Consider the following 26617-nt stretch of genomic DNA (forward strand, 5'->3'; position numbering starts at 1 on the left):
GCCTCCGGGCGGATCAGACAAGAATGTGTCCGGCAGATTCCGGACCGTATCAGCAACCACGAAAAAAACAGTTATGAAAAAGATAAAATTTGCATGCAACCTGTCGCTGCTGACCCTTTTCGCACTCGGCCAGTGGGCCTGTGAATGGGACCCGTACGAACACGACAGCGACCCGGTCCGGGAAACTCTGGAGCTGACCGCCTCCTCCTCCCAGATCGCTTTGGACGAAAACGACCTTTCGGCTACGGTACTGACCTTCGACTGGACGCCCGCGCGTCCGATGCCCGACGAGTATCTGGTGTCCTACACGACCAAACTGGACCTGCTGAACAACAACTTCGGTTCGTCCACCGCCATCGTGACGAGCGAAGACGACGGCATCTTCAGCCGGAGCTACACCTCCGAGCAAATCAACAACTGGGCTAACGAGCGCTGGAAAGTGCCCGTAAACAAGACCTTCACGCTGGCGTTCCGCGTCATCGCGGAGTATGCGGGCGGCCCCACATACGAAATGCCCGAAGTGCGCACCGTGGAGGTGACCGTAACCCCGATCAAGGTCGATGTCTTCGATGCCGACAAGGTGTCGCTTTCCGGCACGGCCATCAGCAGCGTGACGGAGATCGAAAAGACGGTCGAGAATGCGAACCTCTATGCCTGGTACGGCGAATTGAGCATCGGCGAGTTGCAGATTCCCGTCGAGCTGGAGGGCCAGACCTACTACATCGTTCCGAGCGACGGCAACGGCGCGCTCCGCGACGGGGAGCTTGTCGACGTGAAGATGACGGAAACCCCCGTTTCGTGGAATATCCCGAGCGCCGGCAACTACCGCCTGCTGATCGACATGGAGAACAAACAGGTGCGCATCTACTCGTCGGCGACCGACCTGAAGCCGCTGTCCGTCACATTCCACCCGAGCGGTGCGGAAACCAATCCCGAGGCAACGATCGAAGTGCTCGATCTCTACGCCTACGGAGCAGGTACGGGCTGGGGCGTGCGCAAACTCAACCTGAAGCAGAGCTTCGCCGACCCGCAGATCCTGATCTATGACGCCGAAGAGCACAACGGCACGAAACTTTCCAGCGGCATGAAGTTCTGCGTAGCCCAGAATTTCTCGGTCGGCGATGCGGATTACAACCAGAACAACGCCTATTGCTTCACCTGTCCGCTGACGGCAGAAGGCAAGAGGCAGAACCTCACGCTGACTCTCGGCAAGGTGGGCGAACTGCACGGAGGCGCCGACGGAGAGACGCGCAACTCGTATTACACGATCCCCGCTTCCGACCTGCTGATCTTCGATCTGCGTCACGGAACGATCCTGGCCCGGAACAAATAACGCCGGACCGCACGACTGAAAAATATTGCCGTATCGGAATGGAGACTGGGTTCCGGCCGACAGGAAGATACGGCAATATTCCATTACAACGACAATCAATCGTAAAAACAGCAACATGATACACATGAGAAATCTGATGACCGGCTGTCTTCTGGCAGCATTTCTTTGCGCCGCTTCCTGCGGTTGCTCGAAGGACAACGGCGGCGGCGAAGAAGGCGGCCAAGTTGCCGGTGTGACCGTAAAGCCCGCCTACAACAAGTCGGAAGTGCTGCACAACCCGCTCAACGGCTGGGTGATGTATGTCAGCGCGGACTACGATCCCTCCTATTTCGACAAGGAGATCTACGTACCGCTGCTCGGAAAGAACGTAAGGGTGGCGGACTACGCTTCGGCCTGCTATATCCGCACGAAATGGTCCGTGCTGAATCCCGCAGACGGGCAGTACGCTTGGAAAGACCCCGATTCGAAGGTTTACAAACTGGTTCAGAAAGCCCGGGAGCTGAAACTCCCCATCGCTTTCCGCGTCGTGGTGGACGGACGTGACCAGGGCGCCAATACGCCCCAGTTCGTCTACGATGCCGGAGCCGAATACGCGATGTCGGAGCCGAAATACCCCGACCGCAAGACCCCGATGCCGCAGGACCCGATCTTCCAGCGCTACTACGAGAAGTTCGTCGCAGCCCTCGCCGAGGAGTTCAACGATCCGGAATACACCTCGTTCATCGACGGCTACGGCCTCGGCAAGTGGGGCGAGGGCCACAGCGTGGCTTACAACAAGGACGACGTATCGGCTGTCGATGAGAATACGGAAACGGTGAAGCGCGAAGTCCTCGACTGGATCACCAAGCTCTACGCCAAACACTTCACGAAGGTTCCCCTGGTGATCAACTACCACCGCGTACTGGGCCATCCCACGAGCCAGGGCACGGCAAACCCGAACAGCGAAAGCCTCGTGGCCCTGGCCATCAGCAACGGCTACTGCATCCGCTCCGACGCCTTCGGCATGAACAACTCCAGCTGGGGTTACAGCACCTGGGAGAAGGCAATCGCCGCACAATGGCGTTACAAGGTCCCCATCATCATGGAGGGCGGATATATCGTCAGCAGCCACAGCTACTGGAACGACCCGGCCGGCTACCGCCAGGGACACCCCGAAGATGTCCGCCAGGGCGAATTCGACTCCTCGGCCGAAGCCCGCGTCAACATGATGGACTTCCGTGTCGGCCAGGAGACCGAGTCGTGGTTCAACGATGCCTTCAGCCTCGTGCAGCGCTTCGTCTCCGAAGGCGGCTACCGTCTCTATCCCGACCAGGTGATCGTTCCCGACCAGGTGAGCGCAGGCAGCCGTGTCAAGGTCGCTTCGCGCTGGCGCAACATGGGCTGGGGCTATTTCCCGAACAACCTGCCGCAGTGGAACTACAAATACAAGGTGGCCTTCGCTTTGATCGACGCTTCGGACAAGGCGCAGAAGGTCTTCGTCGACAAGGACTGCGAGCCTTCGACCTGGGTCGAGAGCAAGCCCTTCTCCTACACCTTCGAAACGCCGGCCGTCGATCTTCCCGCGGGGAAATACACGTGGGGCATCGCCATCGTTGACACGACGAAGGAGAACCGGCCTGCCATCCAGCTCGCCGTAAACAACGAAAAGACGGCCGAAGGCTGGGTGAAACTGCACGAAGTACAGATCAACTAACGCCTGAAAAACCATGAAGAGGGTTGCATTGCTTTCCGCAGCGCTGCTGCTGTCCGTCACCGCCTCCTTCGGGAGCGGCGTCCTGGTCGAGGCCGAGAGTTTCCGCGACAAGGGCGGGTGGGCCGTGGACCAGCAGTTCATGGACCAGATGGGTTCGCCCTACCTCATCGCGCACGGCATGGGCAAACCCGTGGCGGACGCCGTGACGACGGTCGAATTCCCGGAAACGGGAACCTACCGGGTCTACGTCCGGACGTTCAACTGGGTCGCCCCCTGGTACGACGGGGAAGGTCCCGGAAAGTTCGCCCTCCGGGTCGGCAGCCGGAAACTGTCCGCGACGCTCGGCTGCACGGGCAGCGAGTGGATGTGGCAGTGCGCCGGAAAGGTCTCCGTCCGGAAAGGTCCGGTCAGCGTTTCGCTGACCGACCTTTCCGGATTCGACGGCCGCTGCGACGCCGTCTATTTCACCACCGAAGAGGGCGACGTCCCTCCGTCCGGAAGCGCGGAACTCGCTGCGTTCCGCAAACGGATGCTCGGCATCCCCGCAACGCCGCAAACCGCCGAATCGTTCGATTTCGTCGTCGTGGGCGGCGGCATCGCGGGCATGTGCGCCGCGGCCGCGGCGTCCCGGCTGGGGTGCAGCGTCGCTCTGGTCAACGACCGCCCGGTGCTGGGCGGCAACAACAGCTCCGAAATCCGCGTGCACCTGGGCGGTGTCATCGAGCTTGGCCCCAACGAGGGACTGGGCCGCATGATCCGCGAATTCGGCCACTCGCGCGAAGGCAACGCCCGACCGGCCGAAAACTACGAGGACGCGAAGAAAAGTGCGTTCATCGCCGGGGAGCAGAACGTGAAGCTGTTCTCCAGCTGCCGCGCCGTAGCGGTGAACAAAGAGGGCGGCCGGATAAAATCCGTAATCGTCCGCCACATCGAAACCGGGGAGGAGACGACGCTCGAAGCGCCGCTTTTCGCCGACTGCACGGGCGACGGAACCGTCGGATTCCTGGCCGGAGCCGACTACCGCATGGGCCGCGAGAGCCGCGACGAATTCGGCGAAACGCTGGCGCCCGAAACCGCCGACCGGATGACGATGGGTTCGTCCGTCCAATGGTATTCGGTCGACACGGGCCGCAAAACCTCGTTCCCGACGTTCAGCTACGGCGTGGAGTTCAACGCCGAAAACTGCGAGCGGGTGACGATGGGCGAATGGAAATGGGAGACGGGCATGAACCTCGACCAGATCCGCGATTTCGAACGCATCCGCGACTACGGCCTGCTGGTGATCTATTCGAACTGGAGCTTTCTCAAGAACGGCCTGAAAGACAATGCCAAGTACCGCAACCGCGAGCTGGGCTGGGTGGCCTATGTGGCCGGCAAACGCGAATCGCGGCGGCTTCTGGGCGACTACGTCCTCAAACAGGACGATATCGACAAGAACGTCTTCCACGAAGACGCCTCGTTCACCGCGACGTGGGACATCGACCTGCATTTTCCCGATTCGCTCAACTCCGTGCGCTTCCCGGGCCGGGAGTTCAAGGCCGCGACCAAACACATCCACATCTATCCCCATGCCGTGCCTTACCGGTGTCTCTACTCCCGCAACGTGGACAACCTGTTCATGGCCGGGCGGAACATCAGCGTGACGCACGTGGCCCTCGGAACGGTGCGGGTGATGCGCACGACGGGCATGATGGGCGAGGTGGTCGGCATGGCAGCCTCGCTGTGCCGCAAATACGACGCTTCGCCCCGCCTGATCTACCAGAAACACCTCGGAGAACTCCGCAGGCTGATGCGCGAAGGCGTCGGCAGAAAAGAGGGGATTCCCGATAACCAGAAATTCAACACGGGCGGTTCTCTGAAAGCGCCCCGCGCACTGCGCAACGACTGAAACCGCAACAATGAAAAAACTACTGACACTGCTGCTTGCGCTGCCCCTGCTGTGGGGGCATGCCGCAGCGCAGGAGAACGCGAAATATACGATCCTCCTCACCGGGGCCTCGTTCGCCTCGCCGCAGAACGGCTGGTTCGAAATCGGCTGCCGGCAACTGGACGCCCGGGCGCTCAACCGGGCCATCGGCGGCGAGTCGATCGCCGACACGGCCAACCGGATGGCCGAGGGCACGCTCTGGAACGCCGGGGAGCTGGACGAGATGGATGCGCTGGTCATCATGCAGGTCCACAACCGCGACGTCTCGGCCACGGGCGGCCTGAAAGAGAAGTACACCGATTACACGACGCCGTTCGACCGAAGCAACTACGCCGCAGCGTTCGATTACGTCATCAAACGCTACCAAAGCGAGTGTTACGCCCTGAAGGACGACCCGAAATCGAAGTACTACGGCACGAAATCGGGTAAACCCGCCGTCATCGTCCTCTGCACCGACTGGCACGACGCGCGGACGACCTACAACGCCGCCATACGGCGCCTCGCCGCACGGTGGGGCCTGCCGCTCGTGGAGTTCGACAGGAACATCGGCTTCTCGAAAGACACTCCGAACCCGGCCACCGGGACCCAGCAGAGCCTGCTCCACGCCCAGGACACGCAAACCATCGAAGGCGTCGCCTACGGGTGGCATCCCCAGCGGGGCCAAGACAAATACATCCAGCAGCGGATGGCTGCGATCTTTACCGACACGATGCGCAGAATCCTGCCGGCAAAATAGAATCCCGACCATGAAACACACACTCCCGATACTGTTCACGATGCTGCTCTGCGGCACGTCCGCCTTCCCGCAGGAGGGCTGTTACAGCCGTTTGCAGAACGACACCCTGACGATCGGCAACTCCCGGATCGAACGCCGGTTCGTCTGGAACGGCGGCAACCTGATGACGCAGAGCCTGACCGACTTTTCGTCAGGACAGGTGTGGACTTCCCGTTCCCTGACGCCCGACTTCAAGGTCGCGGGCGATACCCGAAGCACCGGCGGACGCTGCTCGACGAAACGGATCGCCGAAACCGACATCCATCCGGCGCGGCTGGAAATCACCGTGGAATTTTCGCTGGGAACGCTCGACGTACGGCGGATTTACCGCATCTGCGCCGACACTCCGGCGATCGCCTGCGACACCTACCTCAAAGGCAGCGCCGCACAGCTTCCCGAGAGCCGGGCGGTCAACGCCGCCGACCGCAAGAACATCGAATCGACCGCCGACATGCAGTCGCAGCCGGTCGCCGCGACCCTCGACCGGTTCAACCCCGGCGGGTTCCACTGGCACACGCGGATCGTGGAGTTCCAGGACGTCACGGACTGGAACAACAACCTGGTCTTCGAAACCGACGTCATTCCCTACCGGAAAAACAGCTACCGGGGCAACCTGCTCTTCGCCCGCAACGCCGAGAACGGCCGCGGATTCTTCTTCCTGAAGGAAGCCCCCGGTTCGGGCGTGCAACTGGCCTATGGCGGCGGGGACTTCACGGCGGAGTTCGGCGATTTCACGGTGACGGGACTGGGCGTGACGGAGAAGGACCTCCGCGAAGGGGAGTGGGTGAAAGCCTACGGATGCGTCCTCGGAGTCTGGTCGGGCGGAGAACTCGAACAGTTGACGGCCCTGCGGAGCTACCAGAAAAATTTACGGAAGCTGCTTCCCGGACGCGACGAGATGGTGATGATGAACACATGGGGCGACCGCAGCCAGGACACGAAGGTGAACGAACGGTTCTGCCTGGCCGAGGTCCGCAAGGCCGCGCATCTGGGCATCACGCATTTCCAGATCGACGACGGCTGGCAGGTGGGCAAAAGCCCCAACTCCGCCGTGGCGAAGGGGTCGTTCAAAAACATCTGGGACAATCCCGACTACTGGAAACCCGACCCGGAGAAATACCCCCGGGGATTGCACCCTGTCGTGGAGCTGGGCCGGGAACTGGGCGTGGAGATCTGCCTCTGGTTCAACCCGAGCGTACAGGACGGCTATGCCGACTGGGAGAAGGACGCGCAGGCCCTCGTCGGTCTCTACGACGAGTACGGCATCCGCACGTTCAAGATCGACGGACTGGCAATCCCCGACAAACGCTCCGAAAGCAACCTGCGGCGGCTGTTCGACCGCGTGCTGGAGCGGACGGGCGGCCGAGTGGTCTTCAACCTCGACGCCACGGCCGGACGCCGCGGAGGCTACCACATGTTCAACGAGTACGGCAACATTTTCCTCGAAAACCGTTACACCGACTGGCAGAACTACTACCCCTACTGGACGCTGCGCAACCTGTGGATGCTCTCCAAATACGTCCCCGCGGAGAAGCTCCAGATCGAGTTCCTCAACAAATGGCGCAACACGGAAAAATATGCCGGCGACCCGTTCGCCCCGGCCAATTACAGTTTCGAATACCTCTTCGCAACGACCATGGCCGGACAGCCGCTGGCCTGGATGGAGGCGAGCGGACTGCCCGAAGAGGCGCTGGGCATCGGCGCGCTGATCGAACGCTACAAAGAGGTGCAGCACGATTTCCACCGCGGAGTGATCCTCCCCGTGGGCGACGAACCGTCGGGCCGTTCGTGGACCGGATTCCAGTCGGTCGACGGCGAGCGGGGCTACCTGATCTTCTTCCGCGAGCAGAACCCCGACCGGAAGGCCCGGATCGAAACGTGGCTCCCCGAGAACTCGAAAGTGCGCCTCACGCCGGTGCTGGGGAGCGGGAAGGCCGCCGTGCAGAAGACCGGACGCCGCGGAACGCTGGAGGTGGAACTTCCCGCGCCCAACGACTACGCGATGTACCGCTACGAACTGATCCGCTGACGAACCACAAATCCTGATAACAATGAAAACACCGATAAAATTCATCCTGTCATTTGCTCTGCTGCTGCTCGCGGCGGCCGACATCGCAGCCCAGGAGCTGATCACCAACGTTTACGGACGCGACGTGCAGTCGCTCAACGGAAAGTGGGACGCCATCGTCGATCTCTACGATCAGGGCCGCAAAAACAAGATCTACCTCAACCGCAGGCCGGAGGGAAAGACCGATTTCTACGAATATTCGTTCGACAACGGCCTGCGGCTCGACGTTCCCTCGGACTGGAACTGCCAGATGCCCGAGCTGAAATACTACGAAGGCACGGTGTGGTATGCCCGGCGGTTCGACGCCCCCGAGCAGGCCGGCCGGCGGCAGTTCCTCTATTTCGGAGCCGTCAGCTACCGCTGCCGGGTCTACCTCAACGGCGAGGAGATCGGCGCCCATGAAGGCGGATTCACACCCTTTGAGATCGAGGTGACGGGCCGCCTCAAGCCCGAAGGCAACTTTCTGGCCGTGGAGGTCAACAACACCCGCACCACGGACGCCATCCCGGCGATGGCCTTCGACTGGTGGAACTACGGCGGCATCACGCGCGACGTGATGCTCGTCAGCGTGCCCGACGCCTTTATCCGGGACTATTTCATCCGCCTCGGCAAGGATTCCGACGACCGGATCGACGCCGATGTGCAGCTGGCGGGCGCCGCTGCCGGAACGGCCGTACGGATCGAGATTCCCGAACTGAACGTAGACCGGACCGTCACTGCCGGAGCGACCGGTACGGCCTCGGCGTCGTTCCGGGTCAGGAGACTGCAACGCTGGTCCCCCGCCGATCCGAAACTTTACCGGGTGATCGTCTCCACGGACCGCGACCGGGTGGAGGAGTCGATCGGGTTCCGCAATATCCGCACCGAGGGCGAAGAGATCGTCCTCAACGGCTCGCCCGTGTTCCTCAAGTCGATCTCGTTCCACGAAGAGATCCCCCAGCGCATGGGCCGGGCACACTCCGAGGCCGACGCCGTGATGCTGCTCAGCGAGGCCAAGGCACTCGGCTGCAACATGATCCGTCTGGCGCACTACCCGCAGAACGAACATATCGTCCGGCTGGCCGAAAAGATGGGCTTCCTGCTCTGGGAGGAGATTCCCATCTGGCAGGGCATCGACTTCGCCAACGACCAAACCCGCGAAAAGGCGGGCCGCATGATCCGCGAGATGGTCGCGCGCGACAAGAACCGCTGCGCCCTGACGTTTTGGGGCGTGGCCAACGAGACGCAGCCTTCCGGGCCGCGCAACGCCTTCCTGCGCCACCTGATCGCATGCTGCCGGGAGATCGACGACACGCGCCAGATCGTTGCGGCGTTCGATCTGGTACGTTTCGACCGCCAGCGGCAGCTGTTCGTCATGGACGACCCGTTCATCGGGGAACTGGATGTCGTGGCCATCAACAAATACATGGGCTGGTATCACCCGTGGCCCCTCACGCCCGACAAGGCGGTGTGGGACGTGGCGCGCGGCAAACCGCTGATCATCTCCGAATTCGGCGGCGAGGCGCTCTACGGCCAGCACGGCCCGGCCGATGTGGCCAGCTCGTGGAGCGAGGAGTATCAGGAGGCCCTCTACCGCGACAACCTGCGCATGTTCGAGAACATCCCCAACCTGCGGGGCGTGTCGCCGTGGATTCTGTTCGACTTCCGCTCGCCGTTCCGCTTCCACCCCGCCAACCAGGAGGGCTGGAACCGCAAGGGGCTGGTTTCCGACCAGGGATACCGCAAGAAAGCGTGGTATCTGATGAAAGCCTATTACGACAAACATTAAAAGAAGATGAAGAAATTTTTGACATACACGCTTCTCGGCGTCCTGCTCGCAGGCTGCGCCGGAAGCGGGCGGGAACCGCTGGAGACCGTCGTGGACAAGGCGCTGGCCGGCGCCGAGCGGCAGACGCTGCTGATGGCCGAGAAGTACAGTGCGCGCGAAGGCCGCCTGCCGCGCACGTGGGAGAACGGCGAGGACGTCTCGTCGGATTCGCGCTGGTGGTGCAGCGGCTTTTTCCCGGGCGTGCTGTGGTACGTCTACGAGAACGGCCGCAACCCCCGGGTGCTGGAGTACGCCCGGATGTTCACCGCACGCGTCGAGCGGGAAAAACACACCACCGACAACCATGACGTGGGGTTCATGCTCTATTGCAGTTTCGGCAACGGACTGCGCCTCACGGGAGACAAGTCCTACGAGGAGGTGCTGCTCACCGGGGCGCGCTCGCTGGCGACGCGCTTCAAACCCGAAGTAGGGCTGATCCGCTCGTGGGACCACAACCGCGACAAATGGCAGTATCCGGTCATCATCGACAACATGATGAACCTCGAACTGCTGATGTGGGCCGCCGACCGTTCGGGCGACAAGTCGCTGCGCGACATGGCCGTATCGCATGCTGACAAGACGCTGAAACACCATTTCCGCCCCGACTTCAGCTCCTGCCACCTGGTCTCCTACGACACGATCTCGGGACAGCCCCATCTCAAGCAGACCCATCAGGGCCTCTCCGACTCCTCGGCCTGGAGCCGCGGACAGGCATGGGGACTCTACGGCTACACCTGCATGTACCGCCTCACGGGCGACGCCCGCTACCTCGAACAGGCCCGCGGCATCGCCGGATTCCTCATCAACCACAGGAACATGCCCGCCGACGGGATTCCCTACTGGGATTTCGACGCTCCGGCCCTCGCCTCCACGCCGCGCGACGCATCGGCTGCCGCAATCATGGCCTCGGCACTGGTCGAGCTGAGCGGCTTCGTGCCCGCAGCCGAAGGGGAGCGGTACATGGCTTTCGCCGAAAAGCAGATCCGCACGCTGGCCTCGCCCGAATACACCGCTCCGGCGGGTGAGAACGGAGGCTTCATTCTCCGGCACAGCACGGGAGCCTATCCCTTCTCCTCGGAGGTCGACGTGCCGCTCACCTACGCCGACTACTATTATCTGGAGGCGCTCACGCGCATCAAACGCCGATTGCAGCCATGACCGCCGTGAAAAAATACGCGCTGCTGTCGCTCTGCGGCCTGACCCTGTTCTGCGCCCGGGCGCAGATGCCCGCGACAAACTACGACGAATCGCAGGTTCCGGCCTACACGCTGCCCGACCCGCTGACAACCATCGCCGGCAAAAAGGTGACTGACGCCGAAACGTGGACTTCGGAACGCCGTCCCGAACTGCTGTCGCTGTTCGAAAGCGAGGTCTACGGAAAAGCCCCCGGCCGCCCCGAGGGACTGCATTTCGAGGTCTTGAGCGAGGACCGCTACACGCTGGGCAACATGGCCACCCGCCGGGAGATCGCCGTCTATTTCACCGAGAGCGACGCACATTTCATGACCATCCTGCTCTATATCCCCAACAAACGCACCGACGCCGTTCCGGTCTTTCTGGGGCTGAATTTCAAGGGCAACCACACGATCTGCGACGACCCGTTGATTACGGAGTCCGTTTCGCGCATGAAGCCGCGCGAAGAGGGCGGCAGCGAAGTCCGCGCAAAAGGGTTCCCGCGCGCCGCGGCGGCATCGCGGTGGCCGGTCGAGATGCTGATCGCCAACGGCTACGGCCTCGCCACGATTTACCGCGGCGACATCGACCCCGACTACGACGACGGCTTCCAAAACGGCGTTCACCCGCTCTTTTACCGCGAGGGGCAGACCAAACCGGCCCCCGATGAATGGGGCACGATCGCGGCCTGGGCCTGGGGCTTGAGCCGCGCGATGGACTACCTCGAAACCGACGAGGATGTCGATGCCTCCCGCGTGGCGGTCATCGGGCATTCGCGGCACGGCAAAACGGCCCTTTGGGCCGCAGCCGTCGATCCGCGCTTCGCCATGGCCGTGTCGAACGACTCGGGATGCGGCGGCGCGGCGTTGTCGCGGCGTTGTTACGGCGAAACCGTAGCCAGGATCAACAGCCTCTTCCCGCATTGGTTTTGCGGGAACTTCAAACAGTATTCGGGCAACGAGGCGGCTTTGCCCGTCGACCAGCACGAACTGATTGCGCTGATAGCCCCGCGCCCGGTGTATATCGCCAGCGCTGTCGAGGACCGTTGGGCCGATCCGAAAGGCGAGTTCCTCGCGGGGGTCCACGCCACGCCGGTCTACGAGTTGTTCGGCCTGGTGGGACTTTCGGGAACGGAACTGCCCCAAACCGACGCGCCCGTGCTGTCGGGACACATCGGCCACCACGTCCGTTCGGGCGACCACGACATCACGCTCTACGACTGGCGGCAATTCGTGAAATTCGCGGACAAACACCTGAAACGATAATCTAAAACAACACCATACATGAAAAACCGGTTTATAAAACTGCTTCTCGCGGCCGTGCTGTTGGGCTCCCTCTCCCCGGCGGCCGCCCAGACCCGCGAAATGGACCTCTCGGGAGAGTGGAGGTTCCAGACGGACGTGATGGATTTCCGCAGGGGATCGCTTTCGCCGCGCTACAACCACCAACTCCAGGAGACCATCATGCTCCCCGGCATCACCGACGACTACAAAATCGGCTACAAATCACCCTACCGCCATGTCGACCGCCTGACGCGCGTCTACGAGTACATGGGTCCGGCGTGGTATCAGCGCGACATCGAGTTCCCGGCCGACTGGAAGGGCAAGTGCATCTTCCTCTATTTCGAGCGCACCCACTGGCTCAGCTCGGTATGGGTCGACACCAAGGAGGTGAGCCGACTGGACTACATCAGCGTCCCCCACAACCACGACCTGACGGATTTCGTCACCCCGGGCAAGACGCACCGCATCACGGTGTGCATCGACAACCGGTTCCAGTACAACACCCACAAATGGAACCACGCCCACACGGAGTTCACGCAGATCAACTGGAACGGCATCCTCGGCGAGATGAAACTCGTGGCCGTAGACCCCGTTTACATCGACGACATGCAGCTGTATCCCGACCTCGCGACGAACAGCGTCGACGTGCGCCTGAAGATCGACAACCGCACGAAAAAGCCTTTCGAAGGAAAGGCGCTGCTCACCGTCTCGGGCAACGGCCTGCACGTAACGAAGGAGGTACCTGTCGGCAGCGAAGCGGAGGAGATGGACCTGACCGAAACCGTCGCGCTGGGCCGGGAGGCGAAACTCTGGGACGAATTCAACCCGAACCTCTACACCGTGGAGTGCACGCTGCTGACCGGCACCGGAAAAGAGTCCTTCGAACATAAGAAGTCGGCGACGTTCGGCATGCGCGAAGTGGCGCAGGGCCGCAACCACATCCTGCTCAACGGCCGGCCGCTCCACCTGCGCGGAACCGTCGAGAACGCCGTGTTCCCGAAAACGGGCCACGCCCCGGTCTGCGACGCCGAATGGGAGCGTATCATGCGCATCGTCAAGGACTACGGACTGAACCACATCCGTTTCCACTCGTGGTGCCCTCCCGCCGCGGCTTTCCGCATGGCCGACCGCCACGGCGTCTACCTCGAAGTCGAGATGCCCATGTGGGGCAAGGACGCCGAGCCGGACGAAGCGCGCTACGACTTCTTCCGCCGCGAGATGCGCGCCATCCTCAAGGAGTACGGCAACCACCCCTCGTTCGTCCTCTACTGCAACGGCAACGAGATCACCGGCAACTTCGACTTCATCGAGGAGCTGACCGCCGACGGCCGCAAACTCGACACGCGGCATCTGTACAGCGGTTCGACGGCCCGCACGCGCGTCCCGTCCGACCAGTATTACGTCTCGCAGCAGACCAACAAAGGCCCCGTGAAGGTCTACGAGGGACGGCCCTCGACCGACTGGGACCGCAGCAAGGAGTCGGACGTGGACGTTCCGGTAATTTCCCACGAGTCGGGCCAGCGGTGCGTCTATCCCGACTTCCGCGAGATCGGGAAATACACGGGACCGGTCGAGGCCCGAAACTTCGAACTGTGGCGCGAGATGCTCACCGCCAACGGCATGGGCGATCAGGCCCACGACTTCTTCCGGGCCTCGGGCGCGCTGACCGTCGTGGAGTACAAGGCCGTGATCGAGGCGCTGCTCCGCTCGTCCAAATCGGCCGGATTTCAGCTCCTGTCGCTCAACGACTTCCCGGGCCAGGGTTACGCCCCGGTGGGTGTGCTCGATCCGTTCTGGGACTCCAAGGGCCTGGTGACGCCCGAGGATTGGCGGGCCTTCTGCGCGCCGACCGTGGCGCTGCTCCGCTACCCGAAAAGCGCCTGGTTCGAAGACGAAACCTTCACGGCAAAGGCCGAGGTCTACAACTTCGGCGCGGCGGCGCTCAAAAATGCGAAAATCCGCTGGTCGATCACCGACGGCAGCGGGAAAGCCATCGCCAAGGGCAGTCTGAAATCGCAGACCGTAGGCACCGACGGCGTGTTCCCCGTCGGGGAGTTCTCCGCTCCGCTCGGCAAGGTGCGAGGCCCGCAGAAGCTGACCGTGCACCTGAACGTCGGTGAAAAGACAAGCAACAGCTGGGACATCTGGGTCTATCCGCGCAACGCACAGCTGATGCAGTCGGATACGGAGGTGCTCTACACGACGGAGTTCGGCGAGCAGGCCAAACAGCACCTCGCCGCGGGGAAGAAGGTCGTCCTGACCCCCGCGCCGAACAAGGTCAAGGGGCGCAAATCGACCTTCCACAACCATTTCTGGAACCCGATCATGTTCGCCTGGGCGCCGATGACCATCGGCTGTCTGATTCACGCCGAGGAACCCGTGTTCGCCGACTTCCCGACCTCGTACCACACCGACTGGCAGTGGTGGGACATTCTGGAGAACGCCAAGGTGATCGAGATGCAGCAGACCCCGCGCCAGCTGCGGCCCTTCATCCAGGTGATCGACAGCTTCGACAACAACGAAAAACTCGGCATCGGCTTCGAAGCCCGCGTCGGCGGCGGCAAACTGCTCGTTCTGGCGGTCGACACGAAAAAGAAGATGGACCAGCGCCCCGCCACGCGCCAGCTGCTCGAAAGCATCGACCGCTACGTCCGCAGCGACCGGTTCGCTCCCGAGGTCACACTCGACGAGTCGTTCATCACCTCCTTCATGCGCTAAAACCGCACGATTATGAACAAGATCTGTCTACTGCTCTGCTGCCTGCTGCCCGGCCTGTTCCGGGCAGGGGCGCAGGAGCTGAAAATGACCGAATACGCCCCTCTGACGCAGATTTACGGCGAGGTCTGCGAGTCCGACGAACTGCTTCCTATGGGCGATGTGGGGGTGGAATTCGGATACGTCCTCTACCAGGCCGCAATCACCGTTCCCGCAGGGGAGGCCGCGCTCGAACTGGAGAACGTGCGGGACTATGCCGCGGTTTACCTCGACGGCGTGTTTCAGGGAGCCCTGACCGACAACCGCAAAACGCTGACTCTGAAGGCCGAACCCGGCCGGCACACATTGCAGCTCTATGTCGAAAACATCGGCCGCATCACCTACGGCCCGGAGATTCTCGACAACTCGAAAGGACTCTTCGGCGAAGCCCGCCTCGGCGGCGAAACGATCGCCGGCTGGACGATCACCCCGCTCGAAGTGCGCGACACCGATCCCGAAACCCTCGAGTTCGAAGCCCTCGGCCCGTGCAACACGCCCTGTTTCCGGCGCGGGCAGTTCGACCGTGCGGCGCACGAAGGAGCCGTTTACCTCGACGTGTCGGGATGGGGCATGGGCGAGGTGTGGATCAACGGCCACTACCTCGGCTCGTTCTGGGACGAGGAGAAACAGCAGTCGATCCTCATTCCGGCCGAAATCCTCGCCGAAAAGGGGAACCGCATCGTGGTTTTCGACCTCAAAAACAACGACCCCGGCGCAACGATGCGCCTCTCGGACAAACCCGTGTTCAAATAACAAGCACAACCTATGAAAAAAATAACCGTTATCGCTCTGCTGCTGGCCGCCGCCCTCGGGGCGCAGGCCCGGAACGGGAGCGGAAAGCCCGCCTACAAGGACGCCGGACGCCCCGTCGAAGAGCGCGTCAGCGACCTGCTGTCGCGGATGACCCTCGAAGAGAAGGTCATGCAGCTCAACCAGTACACGCTCGGCCGCAACGACAACGCCAACAACGTGGCCGATCCGGTGGACAAGATTCCCGCCGAGATCGGCTCGCTCATCTACTTCGACACCTCGCCCGGACTGCGCAACCGGCTTCAGAAAAAAGCCATCGAGCAGTCGCGGCTCGGAATCCCCGTGCTGTTCGGCTACGACGTGATCCACGGCTTCCGCACCACTTACCCCATTTCGCTGGCCCAGGCCTGCTCGTGGAATCCCGCACTGGTGAAGCAGGCCGCCGAAGTGGCCGCACAGGAGGCGCGGATGTCGGGCGTCGAGTGGACCTTCTCGCCGATGATCGACGTGGCGCGCGACGGCCGCTGGGGCCGCGTCTCGGAGGGCTACGGCGAGGACCCCTACGCCAACGCCGTCTACGGAGTGGCGGCGGTCGAAGGCTACCAGGGCGACAACCTCGCCGACTCCCGCCGCGTGGCCGCCTGCCTCAAGCATTTCGTCGGCTACGGCGCCTCGGAGGCCGGCCGCGACTACGTCTACACCGAAATCTCGCGTCAGACGCTCTGGGACACCTACATGCCGCCCTACCAGGCGGGCATCGAGGCCGGAGCCGCTACGGTGATGAGCTGCTTCAACGACATCAGCGGAACGCCCGGCACGGCCAATCCCTACATCCTGACCGAGGTGCTCAAGGAGCGCTGGGCGCACGACGGATTCGTCGTCTCGGACTGGGCCGCCATCGAGCAGCTGCGCTCGCAGGGCGTGGCCGCCGACCGGAAGGAGGCCGCCGAAAAGGCCTTCAACGCGGGTGTCGAAATGGACATGATGAACCGCTGTTACGACGCCCATCTGGCCGCCCTGGTCCGCGAAGGCAAGGTCTCGCAGGAGAAACTCGACGAGGCCGTGCGGCGCGTTCTGCGGCTGAAATTCCGGCTCGGGCTGTTCGAACGCCCCTACACCCCGGAGTCGGAGGAGACGGACCGGTTCCTGCTTCCCGCGAGCCTCGCCGTCGCCGAGCGGCTCGCCGAGGAGTCGATGGTGCTGCTGAAAAACGAGAACAACACGCTGCCGCTGAAAGCCGCCCGCCGCATCGCGGTCATCGGCCCGATGGCGCAGAACCGGCTGCACCTGCTCGGCGCGTGGTCGGCACACGGCCGCGAAGAGGACGCGGTGAGCCTCTTCGCCGGGCTGGAAAACGAATACCGGGGCCGCGCCGAACTGCTCTACGCCCGGGGCTGCGACTTCGACGGCGAGGACCGCTCCGGATTCCGTGAGGCTGTCGCCGCGGCCGCGGCTGCCGACGTGGTGGTCCTCTGCCTCGGGGAGAAAAAGCAGTGGAGCGGCGAGAACGCCTCGCGCTCGACGATCGCGCTTCCCGAAATCCAGGAGCAGCTGGCCGCCGAACTGGCCCAGACCGGAAAACCGCTGGTCTTGGTTCTGTCCAGCGGCCGGCCGCTGGAGCTGTGCCGCCTCGAACCCCTCTGCGGGGCCATGGTGCAGATGTGGCAGCCCGGCATCCGGGGCGGAAACCCCCTGGCGGGAATTCTGTCGGGGAGGATCAACCCCTCGGGACGCCTCGCCATGACGTTCCCCCGCTCAACGGGCCAGATTCCGATCTACTACAACCGCCGCCAGAGCGGCCGCACCCATCAGGGCAAATATCAGGACATCCCCAGCACGCCGCTCTATGAATTCGGACACGGCCTGAGCTATACGACGTTCGAATACGGCGACCTGCGCCCGTCGGCAACCACGCTGCGCCGCGGGGAAAAGGTGACGGTCGAGGTCTCCGTGACCAACACGGGCGGCATGGACGGCGCCGAGACGGTTCACTGGTTCATATCGGACCCCGTGTGCCGCATCTCACGCCCCGTCAGGGAGTTGAAACACTTCGAGAAACAGCCGATCCGCCGCGGCGAGACCCGCACGTTCCGGTTCGAGATCGACCCCGAAAAGGATTTGAGTTTCACGGACGGCGACGGCAACCGGTTCCTCGAACCGGGCGACTACTTCATCCTCGTAAAGGACAAAAAGGTGAAACTGACGCTGACGGACTGATCCCCGCTCCCATTAAAGGACAGAGCTGTAACCTGAAAAGTTACAGCTCTGTCCGTATCAGGCCGCAGTCACCCAGAGAACGGGACGCCCCGCCGATTCGCAGGAAAGCCGCCCCCTCACAGGCCCTTTGTCCACACGGGTACGGGCTGGGGCGAGGTGGTCGGGCCGAAGACCTTCAGACGACCGTCTTCGGTCACCTCCATCGGGTCGATGAAGACCATGCGCACATCGCCCGTCGGGGCCGTCCGGCCGTGGTAGACGCAGTACATCCCGCCGCCGGGAAGCTTCAACACCATATTGTGCCCCGTTCCCGTGACCTCGCCGCCCTTGTCCGCATTCTTCTCGAGGACCGGATTGTCCGACGATTTCACGAAGGGACCCAGCGGCGAACCGGCCGTAGCATAGCCCACCGCATAATGCTGCCCGCCGTAGAAGTTGGCGGAATACATCATGTAATAGGTCCCGTTTTCCTTGAAGGCGTACGACCCCTCGGTCCAGCGCCGGTTGACCTCTCCGGCGGTGACCGAACGGCTCTCCCACCCGGTTTGCGGGTCGGAGGCAGACTGCGGGGGCGTCAGCAGAGCGACCGGCTCGCCGATGACGCCGCTGAAATCGAGCTTCATCTCCACACCGTACACCCAGCTCTCCTCGATCTCGTCGAAAAGCCCCTTGTCGCGCGCCCACGCCGAAAGCTCGCTTTCGACGGGATGCTTGTAACAGCAGCGCGAATAATAGAGATACACCCGGCCGTCATCGTCCCACAATACGTTGGCGTCGATCACCGGATAGCCGGGATCGAACACCGGACGGTCATACAGGTCGGAAAAGGGACCCGACGGCGAATCGGCAACCGCCACCCCGATGCGGAACGTTTCGAGGTCGCCGTTCGGGTTATGCCGCCAGTTGGCACTGAAAAACAGGTAATAGCGGCCGTCGCGTTCATACACTTCGGGCGCCCAGAAGCAGTCGGTTCCCCATGCCGAGGCATTGCCGTCGTAGACGACATCGCCCTTCTGCCAGGTAACGAGGTCGTCCGAGACGCAGACGCGAAAACCCCGGATGTCGCCGCTCGTTCCGTACATATAGAATTTTCCGTCAGCGGCGTGGAGGATGAACGGGTCGCCGAACGCAACGTCGAGCGGATTACGATATGCAGGCGAGTCGCATCCGAGCAGGATCGCCGGCAGGAAGAAGATGAGCAGTTTTTTCATACAGGTTATTTGAATGGTTTGAATCCGTCGTAAAATGCCATTTGGCGCGTACTCCGACAAAATTATTCGTTTTATCCGATTTTCAGCCATGCCGTCACCCGATGGGCCGCAATTGATCAAAGAGTTATACATTATGGAAATATTTTTCCATTTTGCGCCGGGCCGGACACCTATCTTTGCAGGGTCCGGAGACTCCGAAGCCCGTTCGTCCGCGGCCCTCATCCCCGGTCCCAACCTTAAATCTTACGACCTATGAAACGATTGCTTCCATTAATCGCGACGTTGTTCGCCATCGCCTGCTGTGCGGCGCAAAACCTCCGGAAAGTGCCCCTGGCCGATCCTTTCATCCTGCTTTACGACGGGGTGTATTACGCCTATGGCACAGGCGCCGGAAGCGGCATCGAGGTGTGGACATCCCGCGACCTCTCCACGTGGGAGAGGGCCAAAGGCAACGCCCGCGACGGACTGGCCCTGCACCGCACGGATGTCTGGGGCGAAAAATGGTTCTGGGCGCCCGAGGTCTACCGGCTGAATGACAAATTCTACATGTATTTCACGGCCGAAGAGCACATCTGCGTCGCCACCTCCGACTCGCCGCTGGGTCCTTTCGTACAGGAGAAGCGGCAACCGATGATCGCCGATGAAAAGTGCATCGACAACACGCTGTTCATCGACGACGACGGCCGGGCGTACATGTATTTCGACCGGTTCAACGACGGGCTGAATATCTGGGTCGTCGAGCTGGAAGACGACTGCACGACGCTGAAAAAAGAGACGATGCGCCCCTGCATCCATGTTTCGCAGGAGTGGGAAAAGGTCTGGCCCCGCGTCAACGAAGGCTGCTTCGTGATCCGGCGGAACGGCACTTACTACATGACCTATTCGGCCAACAGCTACGAAAGTCCCTTCTACGGCATCGGCTGCGCCACGGCCGACTCGCCGCTGGGCCCCTGGACCAAATACGACCGCAATCCGCTGTTGCAGAATCCCGGCGAACTGGTCGGCGTCGGGCACAGCGCCCTGTTCCGGGACAAGGCGGGCAACCTGAAGATCGTTTTCCATGCCCACAAAAGCAAAGGCGCGATCCATCCGCGGGAAATGTATATCACCGACGTGCGTTTCCGCCCCGTCGAGGGCGGCTGCCGGATGGAGATCGACCCCGGATACTCGCCGGCCCTGATCGCTGAATGAACGACGCCCGGATGCAGCATGTGCATCCGGGCATCGTTTTTACAGGAGGGTGAAACCGGCCTCGCGATCAATAGAACGTCCCTTTCGGGGCGAAAATCGCATACCCGAAATTGAAGGTCAGGTACATGTTGCGCCAGTTTTTCAGGTCGTATTTCGTCAGCGCGAGGCTCACGGGACCGATCGGCGTGTGGTAGACCAGCGACGCCTCGGCGATATAATGCCAGCGCTCGTCGGGATTCTTCAGGGGGTTGAAGTCCCGTTTTTCACGGAACATGGTGTAGAACCCCGTCCGGAAGAAGCAGTTGGGCAGCAGGTCGAAGGTCGGCATCAGGCCCCACGCCGCAAAGCGTTTGCCCCGGAAATCGGGCATGTAGATCATCCGGGCATGCGGCACGGGCGCATAGTCGGGCATCGACATCAGGGTCGCGGATTCGGTCCGGAACCGCGGGTGGTTGGTCCACACGGCATCGACGTTCAAACCGAACGAGAACCAGCTGACGCCCGGCACATCGAAGAACTTGTCCCACGAAAAACGCCCTCCGATCCACTGTCGGGTTTCGCGCGAAATGAAGTCTTTCGCATCGTAAGGCTGGTATTTGTCGCGTCCGGCGACATAGATGGCCGAGAGATGCAGTTCGGAACCGCGGCGGGGATAGAGGAACTTGTCGAGCGTATTGCGGGCGACCCCGGCCCGCAGGCCGAAGAACGAGAAGCGCGAATGGTCGGTGTCGTCGGCGAACAGCACGTCCGAATCGTAGCGGTAGTTGATGTGTCCGGCGTTGGCGCGCAGCGTCAGGAGGCTGCGGTGGGTCAGCGGCATCCCCACGCCCGTCGAAAAGAAGCTCTCGCTGTTCTTGACCTGCTGGGCGTTGCGGACCTTGGTGACGTTACCGAAATAGCCGTGGCGGAAATTCCGGACCGCGAAATTGTAGGAATAGTCGAGGAATATCGGCTTCCACGCGTAGAAATCCGTCCGGCCCCCGATCGCTCCCCAGGTGTAGATCGGCCCCAGGTAGAGGTCTGCGCCCAACTGCTGCGCGACGCGGCCGATGTTCTTGTAATTGATGCCGATATAGGCCTGGTTGAAGGCCGTCGAGGAGATGTTTCCCCCGAGGATGATCTTGAAATTGGGCCGCGTGCCGAACTTGGCCTCGAACGAATAACGTTCCCGGACGGAGTCGTAGCGCACGGTGGGGAAGTCCATCGTGAAATCGCCGCCGGCAAGCACCTCGAAGAGATTGTCTTTCAGCTCCTCGAAGCCCATCGGCCGCTGAATGCCCGGCGTGCGGCGGTCCACCTGCACGAAATCGCGGATATACTCCCGCTGGGCGCGCTTCAGCCCTTCGAGTTTGTAGTCGTCGAAGACCAGCGGCGGACACTTGGCGCGGAACGCCTCGCGACGCCCGGCGTAGTAGGCCGAGTCGCGGCGTTCGGCGACTTTCTCCAACAGCTGCGGCATGGCTGCCACGGCGTCCTCATAACCTGCGTTCATAATCGCCTCGGCCTGGTCGAAATCGAGCATGTTGACCCCCACGGCGCGGCGGATCGTGACGCTGCGCTCCTCGGGCAGCGTGTAGTCGGTATCGTGCATGGCCAGCATGAAAGCCTGGTCCATGATGTTGCTCTCCTCGCTGGGCGGGGTGTTGCCCTCGGTGCAGATCGAGCCGACGATCAGATCGGGCCGGAAATCTTCGTCGAGGGGTTTCCACGGGAAGTTGTCGTAGATGCCGCCGTCGTAGAGCAGCATCGAGTCTTTCACCATCGGCTTGAACACCAGCGGAATGGACATCGACGAGCGGACCGCCTCGCTCAAATCCCCCTCGCGCAGGACCACCGGCCCGCGGTGGTTCAGGTCGCTGGCCACACAGAGGAACGGAACCATCAGGCGGTCGAAATCACCGTCCGCAGCGGCCGTCGCCGGGGCGAACAGCTCCGTGAGGGCCATGTCAATCTGCGTCGAGGAGATCAGGTTCCGGGGTACGCGCAGCCGCTTCCCGGAGGGACTCTCGACGTCGATGCGCAGGCTCAAGAACGCGGGATTGCTCCCCACCTGCCGGTAATAGGCCATGTATTTGTTGGGGTCGATGCGCCCCGAGACCCACTCCTTGACCACCCCCGATTTGACGATCGCACGCATTTCGGCCGGGGAATAACCGGCGGCGTACATCGCGGCGATGATCGAACCCATCGAGGTCCCGGCCACATAATCGATCGGCACGCCGTTCTCTTCGAGCGCCTCCAGGACGCCGATGTGGTAAAGCCCCTTCGCGCCGCCGCCGCTCATCACGACCCCTACCTTCTGGGCCGCAGCAGGGAGCGCCGCCAGCAGCAGCATCCCGACAAATGAGCCGATTTTACGCAACATATCTCAATTTTTTTATAACTTTGCACGTTACTACGATGTCGTTCAAAAGTAGACAAAAAAGAAACACGATCAAAATATGACTGACAAAATCAATGAACTCCTGCGACGTGTCGAGGAGTTTAAGCCGAAAGCCGCCGCCGAAATCGAGGAGTTCCGCATCCGGATCCTCGGCAAGAAAGGCGAGTTGACCGCCCTGATGGAGGAGTTCAAGACGGTAGCCCCCGAACTGAAACGCGAACTGGGCCAGCAGTTGAACCGTCTCAAAAACGAGGCCACGGAGCGCATCAACGCGCTGCGCGAGCAGTTGCAGAACGCCGCGGCCGACGAGGCCTCGTCGTCGGGCGACCTGACGCGCCCCGGCACGGCCGAGCACCTCGGTTCGCGCCACCCGATCTCGCTGGTGAAAAACCAGATCGTCGAGGTCTTTTCGCGGCTGGGCTACACCGTGGCCGACGGACCCGAGATCGAGGACGACTGGCACGTCTTCTCGGCCCTGAACTTCCCGCCCGAGCACCCGGCACGCGACATGCAGGACACGTTCTTCATCGAGAAGGACCCCGACATCCTGCTGCGCACGCACACCTCGTCGATCCAGGTCCGCACGATGGAGCGTCAGAAACCGCCCATCCGCGTCATCTGCCCGGGCCGCGTGTTCCGCAACGAGGCCATTTCGTACCGCGCGCACTGCATCTTCCACCAGATCGAAGGACTTTACATCGACGAGGGCGTCTCGTTCGCCGACATGAAGCAGTCGTTGCTCTACTTCGCCAAGGAGGTCTTCGGCGAGCAGGCCGTGATCCGCATGCGCCCGTCGTACTTTCCCTTCACCGAACCGTCGGCCGAGGTCGACGTGTCGTGCAACCTCTGCGGCGGCAAGGGCTGCAACGTCTGCAAGGGCACGGGATGGCTCGAAATCATGGGTTGCGGCATGGTGGACCCGAACGTATTGAAAGCCAATAATATCGACCCCGAGAAATATTCCGGATTCGCCTTCGGCATGGGTATTGAACGCATCGCCATGCTCAAGTACGGCGTGAAGGACCTGCGTCTCTATTTCGAAAACGACGTGCGGTTCCTCCACCAGTTCGACGAAGCGCTCTAAACCCCCTGACGCCCATGAAACGCCTCACAGCGACAACGGTCCTCTGCCTTCTGCTCTTCTCCGCGGCGTTCGTCACGGGAAAGGGTCCCTCGGCGGCGCCCGAATACCCCGATTCGCTGCGCAGCGTATGGCTCTACACCGAAGGCGTCAAGCAGAATGCCATCGCCGGAGACTCGGTGCGCGCCCGGGAGCTGTTCCTCGAGGCGATCCGCAACGACTCGACCTACGCCCCGGCCTACTACGAACTCGCGGCGAACGGCATGTACGCCACGCCCGACGAGGCCGTGGAACTGGCCCGGAAGGCTTTCCGGCTCGACACGACGAACAAGTGGTATCACCAGTTCTACGGACAGGCGCTCATCTACGCCGGGCGTTACGACGAGGCGCTGAAGGTCTACCGCCGCCTGCAAACGGAGAACCCGAAAGACCCCGACAACTACCGCATTCTGGCGGCCCTCTACGAGCAGAAGCAAAGTCCCGTCATGGCCCTCGTGACACTCGATTCGGCCGAACTGCGCTTCGGGCGCATTCCCGTGTTGAGCGCCATGAAACGGCGTCTGCTGGTGGCGACGAACCAGATCGACAAAGCCGTGGTCGAAGCCCGGGCGATGGTCGAAGCTGCCCCCTATGAGGCGCAGCGCCACGTGGTCCTCGGCGACCTCTACGCCATCGCCAAGAAGGATTCGCTGGCCCGCGCCGAATACGACCGCGCGTTGCAGATCGACTCCACAAACGTACAGACGCTGATGGCGCTGGCCGATTTTCACGCCGGACGGCAGGATTACCGGGCGCTGCTGGCCGTCACGCGGCAGTTGTTCCAATCCGACGAACTGCCGCTCGAAACCAAGATCAAACGCTTCGGGCAGTTCACCTCCGACACGCGCTTCTACCGCGAATATTACTTTCAGCTGAACGACCTGGCCTCGACGCTGGCCATCCGCTATCCCGACGACAAGCGCGTCGTGGAGCTTTACGCCGGCCACCTGATCGCTTCGGGCGAACTGGAGCAGGCCCTCGCGCTCTACAAGAGCCACCTCGCCGACCAGCCTCCCGCGGAAGAGTATTTCCGGGCGGTGATCGACATCGAAAGCTACCTCCAGCACCCCGACTCGGTCGACAAATACGTCACCCGCGCCCTGGAGCTGTTCCCCGCGAAGGTCGATTTCCACCTCTCCAAAGGGCATGTGATGAGCAACTCGAAGCAGTACGTCAAAGCCATCGGCGCCTACAAGGGGGCGTTGCGCCATGCCGACACGGATTCGCTGCGCAGCGTGATCTGGGGCATGATCGGCGACGCCTGGCATCAGAAGGCCGAGGCCGGAGAGCCGAACCTGGAGGAATGCCTGCCCCTGCAAACGGGTCTGCTCGGCAAAAAGGGCATTGCCCGCAAAGCCATGAAAGAGTGCTACAAGGCCTATGAGCGAAGTCTGCGCTACTGGCCCGACAACACAATGGTGCTCAACAACTACGCCTATTTTCTCTCGCTCGAGGAGCGCGATCTGGAACGGGCGCTCACCATGTCGAGCCGCGTCGTGGCGCTCACCGACAACAACCCCACCTACCTCGACACACACGGCTGGGTGCTCTTCAAGCTGGGACGCACGGACGAAGCCAGGAAGATTCTGCAAAAAGCCGTGGCGCTCGACGGACAGAAAAGCCCCGAACTAATGGTTCACTACGGTGACATCCTGCACCTCCTGGGCGAGCAGTTCATGGCTGAAATCTACTGGCGGAGGGCGCTTGAAAAGGGTTACGACGCCCGGCAGATCGAACAGCGGCTGAAACAACCCGCCGTCAAAAAGCCCGAACCCAAAGAATAGCCCTGCCATGAGACCGCTCCGCATCCTGACCCTTGCGTTCCTGCTCTTCACCCTCACCGCCGCCGCACAGACCGACCGCCGCATCGAGGAGCAGAAACGGGTCATCGCGGCCCTCGAAAAGCGGATCGCCACCGAAGAGCAGGAGATTTCGAAGATCCAGAAGGGCCGCACGGCCACCGAGGAACGGGTGCGCCGCCTGGCGTGCCAGATTGATTCGCGCAACCAGCTGCTCGACGAGACCGAAAAGCAGGCGCGCCTCCTGCGCGGAGAGATCGCCCGCACGGACAGCGTGGCCGGGAACCTTTCGGCAAAGCTCGAACGCGACCGCGCGCAGTACGGCGAAATGGTGCGCGAAGCCTACCGCAACTACAAGCACAACAACTACCTGACCTATATCTTCTCCTCGCGCGACTTCACGGACGTGGCGCGCAAGATCACCGCCCTGCGCGAGGTCGCCTCGCTGCGCGAACGCAAACTGCGCGACATCGAGGCGCTGACCGCCGAGGTCCGCACCGAAAAGGAGACGCTCGACCGCCGCAAGCGGTCGCTCGACTCGGTGACGCGCAGCCTCTCGGCGCAGCGCGAGAAACTCCAGCGCGACGCCCGCAACGCCAAGGCCAGCATCCGGTCGATGTCGCAGAAGGAAAAGACGGCCCTGCAACGCAAAATCGCACAGGAGCAGCAGCTCGACGTGGCCATCGGCGAACTGCGCAAGCTGACCAAAGGCAACACCGAGGGCGCCTCGTTCTCGGCGAAAACCTCCGGGTTGCGTCTCCCGGTGACTGCCGGACGCGTGAAGCGCTACAAGGAGAACATGGCCGAGATCACCGGTCCGAAGGGAGCGCACGTCATCTCGATCTACGACGGCAAGGTCGTCGACGTGAAGCGCAACCGCATCACCAACAAATACGACGTTTACGTCGCTCACGGCGAATACATAACCTCCTATGCCAACATGGGGACGATCTGCGTCGAGAAGGGCCAGAAAGTGGCAAGAAACGCACAGATAGGGACCATCGGCTCGGCGGTCAACGTGATGACGATGGAAACCGAATACAAACTCGTCTTCGGCATCTACCCGCCCAACCCCGGACAGAAGATGCGGGCGGAGGAGTGTTTCCGAAAATAAAACCGCCGTTTCATGCGGT

17 protein-coding genes are annotated in these 26617 nt (G+C 62.1%); 15 read left to right on the forward strand and 2 right to left on the reverse strand.

Annotated elements, in window-relative coordinates:
* The first annotated feature begins 73 nt into the window (after positions 1–73).
* From DWW03_RS04305 to DWW03_RS04355, 11 genes are all read left to right on the forward strand, one after another.
* Positions 74–1333: a SusE domain-containing protein gene (locus DWW03_RS04305; protein WP_118406370.1), complete on the forward strand. Its 1260-nt coding sequence runs from the start codon at positions 74–76 to the stop codon at positions 1331–1333.
* 115 nt (positions 1334–1448) lie between these two features.
* Positions 1449–3026 carry a hypothetical protein gene (locus tag DWW03_RS04310; RefSeq protein ID WP_022062142.1) on the forward strand — a complete coding sequence of 526 codons (1578 nt, stop codon included), beginning with the start codon at positions 1449–1451 and terminating at the stop codon, positions 3024–3026.
* Between the two features lie 13 nt (positions 3027–3039).
* A complete protein-coding gene (locus DWW03_RS04315; RefSeq protein ID WP_118406371.1) occupies positions 3040–4914 on the forward strand; it encodes an FAD-dependent oxidoreductase in 1875 nt (624 codons plus the stop codon).
* Between the two features lie 10 nt (positions 4915–4924).
* Entirely contained in the window at positions 4925–5689 is a 765-nt protein-coding gene (locus tag DWW03_RS04320) for a DUF5040 domain-containing protein (protein ID WP_118406372.1), read from the forward strand.
* A gap of 10 nt (positions 5690–5699) precedes the next feature.
* Positions 5700–7757, forward strand: coding sequence for an alpha-galactosidase (locus DWW03_RS04325; protein WP_118406373.1), 2058 nt, complete (start codon positions 5700–5702; stop codon positions 7755–7757).
* A gap of 22 nt (positions 7758–7779) precedes the next feature.
* Entirely contained in the window at positions 7780–9564 is a 1785-nt protein-coding gene (locus DWW03_RS04330; RefSeq protein WP_181989602.1) for a glycoside hydrolase family 2 protein, read from the forward strand.
* Between the two features lie 6 nt (positions 9565–9570).
* A complete protein-coding gene (locus tag DWW03_RS04335; RefSeq protein ID WP_118406375.1) occupies positions 9571–10761 on the forward strand; it encodes a glycoside hydrolase family 88 protein in 1191 nt (396 codons plus the stop codon).
* Positions 10758–12041, forward strand: a complete 1284-nt coding sequence (locus DWW03_RS04340) for an alpha/beta hydrolase (protein ID WP_022062146.1) — start codon at positions 10758–10760, stop codon at positions 12039–12041. Before DWW03_RS04335 ends, DWW03_RS04340 begins: the two co-directional genes overlap by 4 nt.
* An 18-nt stretch (positions 12042–12059) precedes the next feature.
* Positions 12060–14777, forward strand: a complete 2718-nt coding sequence (locus DWW03_RS04345) for a sugar-binding domain-containing protein (protein WP_118406376.1) — start codon at positions 12060–12062, stop codon at positions 14775–14777.
* 12 nt (positions 14778–14789) lie between these two features.
* Entirely contained in the window at positions 14790–15566 is a 777-nt protein-coding gene (locus tag DWW03_RS04350) for a hypothetical protein (RefSeq protein ID WP_022062149.1), read from the forward strand.
* A gap of 12 nt (positions 15567–15578) precedes the next feature.
* Positions 15579–17780 (forward strand): glycoside hydrolase family 3 N-terminal domain-containing protein, encoded by a 2202-nt coding sequence (locus tag DWW03_RS04355; RefSeq protein ID WP_022062150.1) that lies wholly within the window; start codon positions 15579–15581, stop codon positions 17778–17780.
* A 116-nt stretch (positions 17781–17896) separates the two neighbouring features.
* Here the strand turns inward: DWW03_RS04355 and DWW03_RS04360 are convergent, their stop codons facing one another.
* Positions 17897–18991, reverse strand: a complete 1095-nt coding sequence (locus DWW03_RS04360; protein WP_022062151.1) for a glycoside hydrolase family 43 protein — start codon at positions 18989–18991, stop codon at positions 17897–17899.
* Between the two features lie 252 nt (positions 18992–19243).
* Between DWW03_RS04360 and DWW03_RS04365 the strand changes: the two genes are divergently transcribed.
* The gene (locus DWW03_RS04365; RefSeq protein ID WP_044054248.1) at positions 19244–20182 is read left to right on the forward strand and encodes a glycoside hydrolase family 43 protein; all 939 of its coding nucleotides are present in this window, start codon (positions 19244–19246) and stop codon (positions 20180–20182) included.
* A gap of 67 nt (positions 20183–20249) precedes the next feature.
* Here DWW03_RS04365 and DWW03_RS04370 read toward each other — a convergent pair whose 3' ends face one another.
* Positions 20250–22547 carry a patatin-like phospholipase family protein gene (locus DWW03_RS04370; protein WP_022062153.1) on the reverse strand — a complete coding sequence of 766 codons (2298 nt, stop codon included), beginning with the start codon at positions 22545–22547 and terminating at the stop codon, positions 20250–20252.
* A gap of 76 nt (positions 22548–22623) precedes the next feature.
* Between DWW03_RS04370 and pheS the strand changes: the two genes are divergently transcribed.
* From pheS to DWW03_RS04385, 3 genes are read left to right on the forward strand one after another with little or no spacing between them, the layout of a single operon-like run.
* Entirely contained in the window at positions 22624–23649 is a 1026-nt protein-coding gene (gene pheS / locus DWW03_RS04375; protein WP_015546893.1) for a phenylalanine--tRNA ligase subunit alpha, read from the forward strand.
* A gap of 14 nt (positions 23650–23663) precedes the next feature.
* The gene (locus DWW03_RS04380) at positions 23664–25469 is read left to right on the forward strand and encodes a tetratricopeptide repeat protein (protein ID WP_118406377.1); all 1806 of its coding nucleotides are present in this window, start codon (positions 23664–23666) and stop codon (positions 25467–25469) included.
* Between the two features lie 7 nt (positions 25470–25476).
* Positions 25477–26598 (forward strand): murein hydrolase activator EnvC family protein, encoded by a 1122-nt coding sequence (locus tag DWW03_RS04385; protein WP_022062155.1) that lies wholly within the window; start codon positions 25477–25479, stop codon positions 26596–26598.
* Positions 26599–26617: the final 19 nt, after the last annotated feature.

Source organism: Alistipes sp. AF14-19, from assembly GCF_003461645.1.
GTDB lineage: Bacteria > Bacteroidota > Bacteroidia > Bacteroidales > Rikenellaceae > Alistipes > Alistipes shahii.

What these genes read in the sequence shown, in the direction of transcription:
- DWW03_RS04320 (WP_118406372.1), top strand. Translation starts at nt 4,925, where the DNA reads ATGAAAAAACTACTGACACTGCTGCTTGCGCTGCCCCTGCTGTGGGGG.
- DWW03_RS04335 (WP_118406375.1), top strand. Translation starts at nt 9,571, where the DNA reads ATGAAGAAATTTTTGACATACACGCTTCTCGGCGTCCTGCTCGCAGGC.
- DWW03_RS04310 (WP_022062142.1), top strand. Translation starts at nt 1,449, where the DNA reads ATGATACACATGAGAAATCTGATGACCGGCTGTCTTCTGGCAGCATTT.
- DWW03_RS04305 (WP_118406370.1), top strand. Translation starts at nt 74, where the DNA reads ATGAAAAAGATAAAATTTGCATGCAACCTGTCGCTGCTGACCCTTTTC.
- DWW03_RS04385 (WP_022062155.1), top strand. Translation starts at nt 25,477, where the DNA reads ATGAGACCGCTCCGCATCCTGACCCTTGCGTTCCTGCTCTTCACCCTC.
- DWW03_RS04370 (WP_022062153.1), bottom strand. Translation starts at nt 22,547, where the DNA reads ATGTTGCGTAAAATCGGCTCATTTGTCGGGATGCTGCTGCTGGCGGCG.
- DWW03_RS04325 (WP_118406373.1), top strand. Translation starts at nt 5,700, where the DNA reads ATGAAACACACACTCCCGATACTGTTCACGATGCTGCTCTGCGGCACG.
- DWW03_RS04345 (WP_118406376.1), top strand. Translation starts at nt 12,060, where the DNA reads ATGAAAAACCGGTTTATAAAACTGCTTCTCGCGGCCGTGCTGTTGGGC.
- DWW03_RS04330 (WP_181989602.1), top strand. Translation starts at nt 7,780, where the DNA reads ATGAAAACACCGATAAAATTCATCCTGTCATTTGCTCTGCTGCTGCTC.
- DWW03_RS04315 (WP_118406371.1), top strand. Translation starts at nt 3,040, where the DNA reads ATGAAGAGGGTTGCATTGCTTTCCGCAGCGCTGCTGCTGTCCGTCACC.
- DWW03_RS04350 (WP_022062149.1), top strand. Translation starts at nt 14,790, where the DNA reads ATGAACAAGATCTGTCTACTGCTCTGCTGCCTGCTGCCCGGCCTGTTC.
- DWW03_RS04380 (WP_118406377.1), top strand. Translation starts at nt 23,664, where the DNA reads ATGAAACGCCTCACAGCGACAACGGTCCTCTGCCTTCTGCTCTTCTCC.
- DWW03_RS04340 (WP_022062146.1), top strand. Translation starts at nt 10,758, where the DNA reads ATGACCGCCGTGAAAAAATACGCGCTGCTGTCGCTCTGCGGCCTGACC.
- pheS (WP_015546893.1), top strand. Translation starts at nt 22,624, where the DNA reads ATGACTGACAAAATCAATGAACTCCTGCGACGTGTCGAGGAGTTTAAG.
- DWW03_RS04355 (WP_022062150.1), top strand. Translation starts at nt 15,579, where the DNA reads ATGAAAAAAATAACCGTTATCGCTCTGCTGCTGGCCGCCGCCCTCGGG.
- DWW03_RS04360 (WP_022062151.1), bottom strand. Translation starts at nt 18,991, where the DNA reads ATGAAAAAACTGCTCATCTTCTTCCTGCCGGCGATCCTGCTCGGATGC.
- DWW03_RS04365 (WP_044054248.1), top strand. Translation starts at nt 19,244, where the DNA reads ATGAAACGATTGCTTCCATTAATCGCGACGTTGTTCGCCATCGCCTGC.